At 52.7% G+C, this 10,689-nt stretch carries 1 protein-coding gene; it reads right to left on the bottom strand.

The window, feature by feature from the left end:
* Positions 1-31: 31 nt before the first annotated feature.
* Positions 32-10,564, bottom strand: a complete 10,533-nt coding sequence (locus B0I18_RS13120) for a Tc toxin subunit A-related protein (RefSeq protein ID WP_106523171.1) — start codon at positions 10,562-10,564, stop codon at positions 32-34.
* Positions 10,565-10,689 lie beyond the last annotated feature (125 nt).

Raw genomic sequence — 10,689 nt, 5'->3', positions numbered from 1 at the left:
GGCCTTTGCGGCCGGTCGCTTATAACAGGCTTTAAATGAACGTGATCGTCATGCCCTTATTCTGCAGGGACTGCATTGCGGTGCGTCCGGCCGGGGTTGTAGGCTGTTCGCTTCCGAATACGAGCTTACCGCCGGTATCATTCTTAACGCTGTCCAGCTGGATCATGATCTGGTCTACAGCGCCGGGGGGCAACACATTTTCCGGGGCATAACCATGGGTATTACCAAACATACCGAACCGGATATTGGGGATCGCCAGGTTAAGATCGGGGGAGTATTTGTTCCCCATAAAACCGATCGTATGCAGCTTCGGATATTTAGCCGGCAGGTTGGTCGTACCGATCAGGTCTTTGATCAGCACCGGCGTATACAGCCAGGCCTGGTTGTTATGGAACATACCGAAGTCCAGGCAACGCACTTCCGGGAAATCCCAGGTGCCGAAGTCTACAACGCCGGGTATGGTGTTGTTAGCGCCGCTCCTGAGGGCGAAACGCCACAGGTTCGGGATTACATCAGCCCTGTTCTTGATCTTGTTCAGGGTATTGAAGCTGGCGTTTTGCGTGCTGGTAAACTCGAGACACCTCGTATTGACCGGCAGGTAACCCCGCAGGTTAGCCGCCGAGGTGGTCATGGGCCGGTCCTCCATATTATCCATATCCAGGATATAATCGGCATCGAGGTTAAACATTACAGAGACCTTGTACGGCCCTGTACCTTTGTAATCGTGCTTGTAGGCACAGGAATAATTCCGCATCACATAGGTCTGGTCGAACTCGCTGGTTCCGCGTACATAAAACCTGGCCGGGGTATCGGGTGCATTGACGCGATAGATACTCGTGTTCTCAGGCAGTGTGGCATTGTGTTTGGTAAAGATTACCGTGCCATCGCCAAAGTCGATATAACTGTTCTCCGGCGCTGAAATACTGTCCAGTACCTTAGAGCCCGAGAAGTCGAAGCGGAAAGCCGCCATCGCACGCAGGGTAAGGATGGTAGCCTGCGGATCGCCTACCAGCAGGAAGCTGGCATCTGCAGCTGTCGGTGTGATCACTGCAAAACCAAGGTTAGCCGGTGCATTGTTCCACATCGAAGCGTACTGCTCCTTGGTATCTGCCATGCCCACGTAGTTGCCTTTACGGTCGAATACACCGGCAGGGTAACCGCTCACGTTATTGCCGTTAAAGTCCTGCAGGATCACCGTGCGCGAACAGTCGGTAAAAGGCGGCTGCGCTATATCGCTGATCTTATAATGGGCCATCAGGTAAAAGTCTTCGAGCTCTTCAGTATTATGATCACAGGTGAAAGTCCAGCTGAGCGGGAGTTCCACGCCCTGTTCGTGCACCTGGATATAGTTCGGTGCAGTAAGGTTGACCGTAGCCCCTTCCCTGCCCTTCAGCAATATTTCATTGATACCGGCTTCCGGCCCGTTCACAACCAGTCCCAGGTTATTGTCCTTCGGATTGAGCTGCAGGTACCATCCGGTGATCTCAATCTTCTTGCCCTTACAGAACTGCGGGAAGTCTTCAGGCCGCAGCTTCATCCCGAAGGTCGCGCCGGGTTCTTCGTTCTTCTTCGCTTTACTGTAGCGGAACCATTCGTTGCTGAACTCATGGCGCAGGCTGAAGTAACGGTAAAGCACGGTATTGTCCAGTGTTTTGAACAAGTTGCTGATGTTATTGACCGCACCGGTTTTCAGGATATCGCCGCCTTCTTTGGCGGTATATTTAATGTGGAAGATCACATCGCTGATGCTCTCATAGTCGAACTGGCGATACGCTTCCGGCAGGCTGAGTTCCCATTTGCTGATCGCACCGGTGCCTTCGAACGGCAGGTACCGTTCGTCCCTGAAGTTGAGCTCGAAAATGCCGCTGTCGTTCTGCGCCGTGCTGGTAGCAATGGCCGATCCTGTTTCCAGGTAGTTGAAACGGTTGTTATCATAACCGGTTCCTGCATTGTGCCATGGATCCGGGTTTTCGGCATAGCTGCTGACATTCGACAACACCGCCGTCTTACGGTATTTGCTCTTGGTCTGCCGTAGCTCACAACTGATCGTGGTATAAGGTCCGGCGATACAGGGAATCGAAATGCTTACCGATTTGATCCGGCGCATATAATGCCCGGGATAATCCAGGTCAAACAGCACTTCGGGGATCTCCACTTCGCACTTACCCGTACGCCTCAGGTCCAGCAGGGCTTCGGTACCGAACTGCGCCAGCGATACATTTTTGGTCAGTTCAAATTCGCGTTTATTCTCTTCCATATAGGAGGCTTCCATCTTACGCAGGTCAAACTGCAGGCGTTCGCCGCTCATCAAGCCCTTGCGCAGGCTGTCCCAGTAACCGAACTTGATAAACCCGGTGCTTGGCGCATTAGGAATGGCATGCGGCAATTCATAGCGATAGCACCATTCGGCACGTTTCGCCAGGTCATAAGCCAGCTGGTAACTCTGGAAGTAAGTGGTGGCAACCTGTGCCGTCATCCAGTTGTAGAGTTCTACATTAGAGAACTTACCGCGCATATAGGCATCTACAGCACGGGCATTTTCGATCTGCAGTTCCTGGTTGGCCAGTTCTTTCTGTGCAATGTCCACCCTGATCTCGGCGCCGAGTATCTGCTGGTCGAGCTGCTGCAGTTCTTTCGTGGCTGTATTCGCCTGGAACACCCAGTCGTCGCGCCTGCGCTCGTAGCCGCCGGTCGTTACCGCCATCGTCGCTTTCACATTGTCCATACCCACTTTGATACCGAGTGCGGAACTTGCGGCACGCATCACGTTGGCCAGTTGCAAACCACCAAAACTGGCGCCGGAAGCGATCAGCTGCGCATGTATCGTCGGTAAAATAGAAACGATACCTGCCGTGGTTTCGAGCACGCCCTGGGCAATCTGGAAGCCCATGGCACTGTTAAGGCGGCTGAGGTGCTGCTCTTCATTGGCATTCTTAAATGGCCGTGTGGTATAATAGGTCAGTTTGATCTGGGTATTCTCACGCGTCCTGCGCAAGGCTTCCAGCGCGGTCTGCGCTTCGCTCAGCTGCCGTTCTTTTACCAGTTTTATCTTTTCGAGCAACTGGATCTCCTGTCCGGAACGCAACAGGCTTAAAGCTTCTGCATCTTTCTTCTCGATCGCAGCCAGTAAAGCGCCTCCCAGACCTTTGACATCGTTGGTCAGTTCATTGGCCTTTTGCAGCATATAACTGAAGCGGTACAGCGGTACATTCACGCCGTTGACCTCGTCCAGCACGGTGTTGATATTTACGCCCATGGCCGTAGCCCTTACCAGCAGCGCCGGATCGATAGGCGGCTCGTACAAAGGCAACTGGCGGGTAACGCCGTCGATATTCATACAGTTCCGGATCTTGAACAGGCGGTCTGCAATGGTATCCCAGTAAGCCAGGAGCTTATCGTTTTTCGGCAGGCAGAAGTACAGCGTAAATAAAGCCATACCTTCTCTCGTCTTCGGATCAGTGTATTTGATACCACTTCCCGATGGGGCCGCGTTGGGCGCAAAGAAGGATTCGATCGCCACCATGGCATTCGATAAGGCATCGAGCGGACCATTCTGCAACAGTTCCTGGAAGGTATAAATGGCCTTCTTAACCCTCGCCGGTATTTCCTTCGGACGGTCGCCCAGCAGGTTGGCCGCCAGGATATAAAGCTGCGTAGCTTCATTGATCGACTCGATGGTATCCCTGCGGTACAACTGGTCGCCCCAGGCCACCAGGTTATCCAGGTACTTCATCAGTACATTTTTCATATAGGCCAGCAGGCGCATACGCGCTATGATGTGCGGGTTGAACGGGTTCTTCTCCCATTTGCGCACCTGTTGTACGGCAGAGCCCACGTTATTGTGAATGTCGATCAGCAACTGGCTCAGTGTTTGCGCCGGTGTAGCCGACTCCACGTAGAAGGGATAGAACTTCCAGAAACGCTGGTTGGTGGCGATGGTCGCACCATTGATATTTGTATTGCTCGTAGGATTGAAGATGTAGTGGTACCACTTCTGCGCCTCTTCGAACTGCTGGTTATTACTCAATCCCTGGGCGATCAGCATCGGCACATGGAAGAAGATCTCCCAGTTGTAGATACTGTACGGATCCGAGAAATCGAACTGTACATTGTTCTGCGGGTATTTGCTGCTGACCAGGTAAGAAGGCTTATAGTTGTCGCTGAACCTCATGGTATCGGTCTGCGATTGGTTGGCCAGGGTCAACAGTGCCGGTACACCACCATTGTTGAGCGTGCTGATAAACTTAGGCGACTGTGCATGGTAGAAGGTATTGAACTTATAGGTTTCGGTCGTAAAAATATTGGTGACCGGCGCCTTGTAAAGCGTCGCCTTCTGCGCCAGTGGCAAAGCCTCGGGCTTAAGGTTGTAACGCGCTGCGGTAAACGTAAGCGTGTTGGCCAGGCTCGTCTTGGTTGGTACCAGCACACCCTGCAGGGTGGTTGTTTTCAGGATAGCAGTATGCTGCAGGCGTTCTACATAGAAGGTATTGCGCTCATCTTCGAAGAAGAATTTATCATCCAGCGGGTTGAGGCCATGCACCCCTTCGTTGGCGGCACGGGCCGTAATACGGAAACGGTTGAACGGCGTACTGTTCAGGATAACCTGGCTGGACGTGGTGCGCACCGCCCTGGGGAAATTGTTGATATAGGTACCCGCAGAGTAGGAATAGTAACCATCCGTTTTGGATATATAACTATCTTTCATCAGTTTACCATCCTTGGTCGGGTCTTCCTCGAATTTCATTTTGTTGAAACGGGTTCCGATAGGCGCAATGATCTGGTGACCACGATCGTTATCGCGCAATACGTAAGGATCGCGGCTGTTATCGCCTTTCCACAGGAAAGTATGCAGACCGATCGCGTTCTCATCAAGACCCGCGGGGAACAACAGGTTAAAGGTTACACCTTCGCTGTCGTCTTTAGCCTCGTACGGCGTATACAGGTACAAGCGGTTGCGGAACAGCTCATCCAGCGGCACTTCGCCGCGTTTGGTCAGTACCTGCATCACCGATTGTGCATAAGGCACATTGCTGTAGGATTGCCTGGCATCGTTATTGATTCTTACCTTATTGATGTCGATATTCATCACATCCCTGCTCAGGTCTGATTTCTGCCATTTATGATCCAGGTAGGAGCTCCAGTTAAGGGTAATGTCCCATTGGTTGAAGCGGTCATTCTTATCGTCGCTTACGATATTGGTTACACTACCGGCCGCAGCACCGCGCTGGGTCAGCATTTCGCCCCATACATAAGCGCCGTTGCGACCATTGAAGACATTGTCCTTGCGGCTTTTTCCTATTTCCTCTTCCGAAAGGGTACGCTTCTGGAAAGTAAGCCAGAACAGGTACAGGCGGTTGTTCCACATTACAGGCGCTACGTGGTCGCTCTTGATATCGACGTTAAGACGCTCCCAGGCTGACCATTCGTTGTCTTCCAGCTTGCGGTAATAATACCGTTGGGGGTATACATCGGTGCGGGAGAATACGTGTACTACATCTCTTCCCGGCGATACTTCATGATAGGCCGAAACCGGCTCCAGGCGCGCTACTTCGTCAAGGTTCTCGAGATACAGGCGGTAAGCCGCTTCTACCCTCGGGGCCGTGATCTCGTCCTGCAACAACTGGTTTTCCAGGTCCTTGAAAAGATTGGTTTTATTATCCCTCAGTTCCGGTTCGATCCAGTTTTCGGGATAGAGGAATACTTTCCTGTTTGCTTCCCATACGCGGTACCATTTGCGCCAGGTCTGCCATTGTTCGGTCATCTCGGCACTGATGGCGATCAGCGTTGTGCCGCCATTTACCCGTTCAATGTTCAGGATAACACGATCCAGGAACAGTTGCAGTGTGCTGATGCCCTGTTTGATCCGGGAGGTCTTCATACAGGATTCCATCTCTACATCGATCAGCAGGTAAGCAAAGAGCCCGTTTTCGTTCTTCCACTTCATATTGTTACCCGGCACGATATCGGGATGCGCCAGGATATAAGCCACCAGGGCATCGCGCTGTTTTTTACGCAGCTCGTCCTGCAGGGGTTTGGCAACCTTCAGCCAGGCGTCGTTATCATATTTCGCTTTAGCGGCTTTACGCACAGCCTGCGATACAGGCACCGTAATCGAAGGCTGCAGGGCCCTGTAGGTACCGGAAGACACAATACCGGTGCGCAGCGAAGCATCCATAATGGCGATCAGCTGCAACAGTGTGGCGCCTTTGGCAAAGGAGTTGGTGGCGGGTACAGCAGGGGTAAAGCTCAGGTTCAGGATACCGGGCGTGGTATTGTCGCCCGCAAGGAACACCAGCTCCGGACCGGCCCACAGGGTGGCCAGGAACACTTTACCCAGCAGGGTATCTTTATCGGTGGCATTACCGTCCTTATCCTGGCCTGTACTGAGCAGGAGTATTTCGGTAAAGGTATCTTTCTTCATGTTGAGCTTATCTCGTACCTGTACCCAGTCGTTCAGGTTGAACAGTAAGGCGGGCAGGCCGGTGTTCCAGGTATTGATGGTATTAAAATCAGGGACCTGCAATGCGGTATGATGATCCTGGAAGCAGATCAGCTCTTCGGCGGAAAGCCGCAGGCGGTTGCTGAGCGCTACCGTTTTATCGAACTTATAATAAGCGTCATAAAGATCCTGGAAAGCCAGACCGGGTATCGTATTGGCACTGGTAACCGGGTCTGTCGAATCGATAAAGGCTTGTGTGGTCAACACATCCATCAGGGCCACGCCACCAATGGTAAAGACATGATCGAGCAGGTAAGCCGATAATTTATTGTTGATATTGAAGGCCGCGCTGAACTGCTGGGTTACCAGCTTTTCGAGCATGTCCTGCGTCACTGCAGGACTGCTGTTGCTTACCTGGTTCCTCAGTTCGAGACGCATGTTCTCGAAGAAAGGCTGTACGGTCGCAGTTTCCGGCAGAAAGTTACCGTCCAGGTCGGCATTGACCAGTAAATAGGCCAGTTCACGAATGTCGATAGCCATAGCTTTGATCTTATCCAGCTTCTGGAAAACCTGGTCCCAAAGAGCGATGCTCTGGGCCGGTGTACCGGTCGGGAAGATCGGGGCGGCAATCGCCAACGCCATAGCCAGCTCTTTGATCGTATAGTTATAAGCCTTGGCCAGGATACCATAGCGATACACCATGCTCAGCAACTGTATGTTTACAGAAGTAGAACCACCGATAATGAGCGCATAGTCTTCCCCGGTAATATTAAAGGCCGCAGTTACCGTGCCGGCATTGTCTGCCGCACTGCCGGAAATGGCATTCGGATCATCGAAGTTCGGATCCGGCGGGTTAATGACGGTTTTGTTGCGGAAGAAGCCATCATATACAGAAGGCATCAGTTCCTGGGCATCACTGTCGAAATTGATATAGCGCCTGGTACTCATCTTAGCAACCAGGATACACAGGTGTTCCGGGGCAAAACCGAACTTATCGGACCAGAGTTTGATCCGGGCAACACAGGTAAGCATTTCGATATTGATGTCACAACCGGCAGGTAAACCACAGGCATCCAGTGCAGCAAGCACCTGGTCCAGTTGGTAGATGGTCCAGCCCGTAGCGCGGCAGAGGCGTATAAAGCGATGCAGCTTATCGAAGAAGGCGATCCTGGCTGCAGTTCCGTCTTCCGGCGGAGAGGAGGCAGGACGGAATTCGAGCATCAGGTCTTCTACCTGGCAGGTATCTACAGGCTTGCCCGGTTTGGCTACGATGGCAAAAGGACGCTGCCCGTTGATGATCGACTCCTTGTTCAGGAAATCGGTAACCAGCAGTTGCAGCAACTCTTTGTAGGTGATATTGCACCTTTTCAACAGGCCTTCCAGGTCGCTGCACAGGTCGTTGTACCAGGTTCCCGGGGTAGCATAACCATAGAACAGCCAGGTGCTGGTAACGGCAAAGTCGGGGTTCGCTGTTTTTGTGATAATATCGGCTGCATTGCGCGAAAGGCCCAGCGCTTCAGCCATATTGTTGTAGTCGCTCAGTACATCGGGCGCAGTAGTAGTAAGGTAATCGACCGGTTTGTAGCGGTCCATCAGGTCATAACGGCTAAAGCCCAGGTGCTTCAGGTATACCCTGCTCTCTTCCAGGGCCAGGTCGAACGGCAGGTTGTTGGGATAAACGGCTTTTTTAAGACGCTTATCGTAGACCTTGGTATACTCCTTATAGGGTTTGTAAGTACCATCGGTATCCTTGTAAGTATGTTCCGGATAGGCTTCCAGCTCTTTGGCCGTGCCGCTGGTCTGGAACGATTTCGGGATAAACAGGTTGCTCTCGCCCGGTACATTGAGCCTGATATCCCTCAGGATCATCAGTTCCAGCTGCTCGTTCACCAGGTCGATATAAGGCATCGGCATATTGGAGTTTTTACAGCTGAGATCGATATGCACCAGGTCGGGCCGGCGGCGCAGCAACTCATCGTACGCAGCACTGCTGCCTAAGCGGGTCTTGATAAAGTTGAGCACATCGGTATAATAAGCCGCAGGACTGTACATGGAGGTACAATCAGAGCAGGAGCAGAAGTCGAGGCTGCCGAACAGTGTTTCCAGGTCAGGCGAGGTCGGGTTACCCGGTGGTGAAGCCTGTTTGTCTGCAACCCATACATCGCGGGTCCAGTCCTTGGTTACCTTATCGACGTAAGTGCCGGGCATGACCTGCAAGTACGATTGCTTGACGAGCATATCGGTATGTACGGCTTTGAGGTAGACCTGGCGGGCCAGGGTTTCGCTGCGGAAGGCCGTTGCATAACCAGCCACAAATTCCGTTTCCTGCATAGCGGCAATCTGGCCGGAGGAGCGGATATCGGCCTTGATCAGGGCCGCTACGGCTTCGGGTTGTCCACCGGTAAGACGGGAAAGGTTCTGCAGGGGCAGCATGTCTTTTTTCAGTTGCTGGTTACCGCCAAAGCCCTGGTCCCAGGCGTTATCTACCCGGAGATCGTAGTCGGCGTTGTTGTTCAGGAACTGGAGCATGGCTTCGGGATTGCTGAATTTGGCAGCAAAAACGGGGTCATTCCGCAGCATATTTTTGTTGACCGCGGTAGCAAAGAGATCGCTGCTGAGCGCGCGCAATTGCGCGGCATACGCTTGCTTCACCTCTTTGTTGTTGATATCGGTAACATCGCCCCGGATACTTTGCGGGATACATAGTTTACCGTTTTGGGCACAAACGTCGGATATGTAATTGAACCAGGCGCTTTCGCTCATTTCAGCCAATACATCCCCCAATGCACGATCCTTGCCGGTATTCAGTAAGGCCACGGTCATCTGGGGCTGCAGACCCGTAATGGCCAGCAGCTGCAGGCCGCGTTGCAGACGGGTTGTGGTTGCAGGTCCAAATCTTCCGCTCACTTCGCTCCAGAACATGTCCACGGTTTTTTCGTCGCGGTCGAGATTCAGTTGCAGGAATTCTTTTACCTGGTCCCGGTTATTCAATATAGCGTGGAGCATGTAATCCAGCGAATCGCCGTCATCACTCTGGTCCGCGCCGGTAACATTTACTTTCCTGTCGTCGAGCGCACGGTACAAAGCCCCCAGGTCTTCCTGGTTGGTAATGATGTGGGCGCCATAACTATAGGTAATGATCTCGTTTACCGCCTCAGGATCAAGTTGAGCGCATTGTTCGACACTACCTGCCCCCCAACGGACAAGCGCATAAGCCAGCTCAACGGTAATAGCCAGCTGGTTGGCGATATCGCTGGCAGCAATCATATTGCGTACCCGGCCGGCCGGCAGACCGGAAGCGGCGACGAGGGAATTAACTTCGGCTCTCGGGCCTTCGGTAATGATCGTATAAAACTGTGCTACCGGCAGGTTGGTCATCTGTGTGAGCCGGTTTACCAGGTAAGCCTGTTCGGTATAGAACTGCGGGAAATACACATCATCGGTAAGCTGCAGGTCCACCTGGATATGGTTTTCGGTCATGGCAAGGTATTCGGAACCGGCAATAGCCAGGTCGTCGATACAGAGATCGACCATGATATTGGGAATAGCGGTCTGCTTCGTCGGCGGACTGGTTATCACTTCCGGGTAAAGCAGGCGGTACGGCACTTTCAGCTCGTAGTTACCAAAGGCATCGATCGAGGTGCTGCCCAGTTCCACGCTATCGCGGAACAAGGCCTTTTTGGCCTTCACGCTGACTTTATCTTTATTGAGCGGGATCGCCGTAATGTTTTCCGGACCGAGGGTCACATGCCCTTTGATCACGGCATAGTTAATGGTATCGTCGATCCTGGAATCATCCGCGATACGGTAATCGAACTGTTGCTGATCCAGCACGATGGTTAAGGGTTTGCCTTCCTGGTAAGCCGTCTCGCTTTTGAGCAGGAGCTGCGTGCCTTTATAAATACTGTAAGCAATCTTGGCGCCCTGCAGGGGCGCATGTGCCAGTTGTACTTCGAAGAAGCCCTGGGCATCCACCACAGCCGAGCCGATCCAGTTGGACTGGTCCGGTGAGGTAGTAGTCGGGGTAACAAAGTCGATCGTCAATCCCAGCGGGTTCTGCGGCTTTGTCGACAGTGCAACCGATGCCAGGGTAACGGTACCTGTAATTTTAGGTAATGTAGCCATGTTGTTTGTTTTTAGGTTTAATAGGAGATTTTTGTTTCCTGTGACAGGGATATAGCCCGGAGGCCAGGGGTATAGGATACCCCATACAAGCGGCTACCGCCGGTCTTACGGGACCGGGGCGCCGT

The organism is Taibaiella chishuiensis (assembly GCF_003014535.1).
GTDB classification, from domain to species: domain Bacteria; phylum Bacteroidota; class Bacteroidia; order Chitinophagales; family Chitinophagaceae; genus Taibaiella; species Taibaiella chishuiensis.
This window is presented reverse-complemented; position numbering and strand designations above follow the sequence as displayed.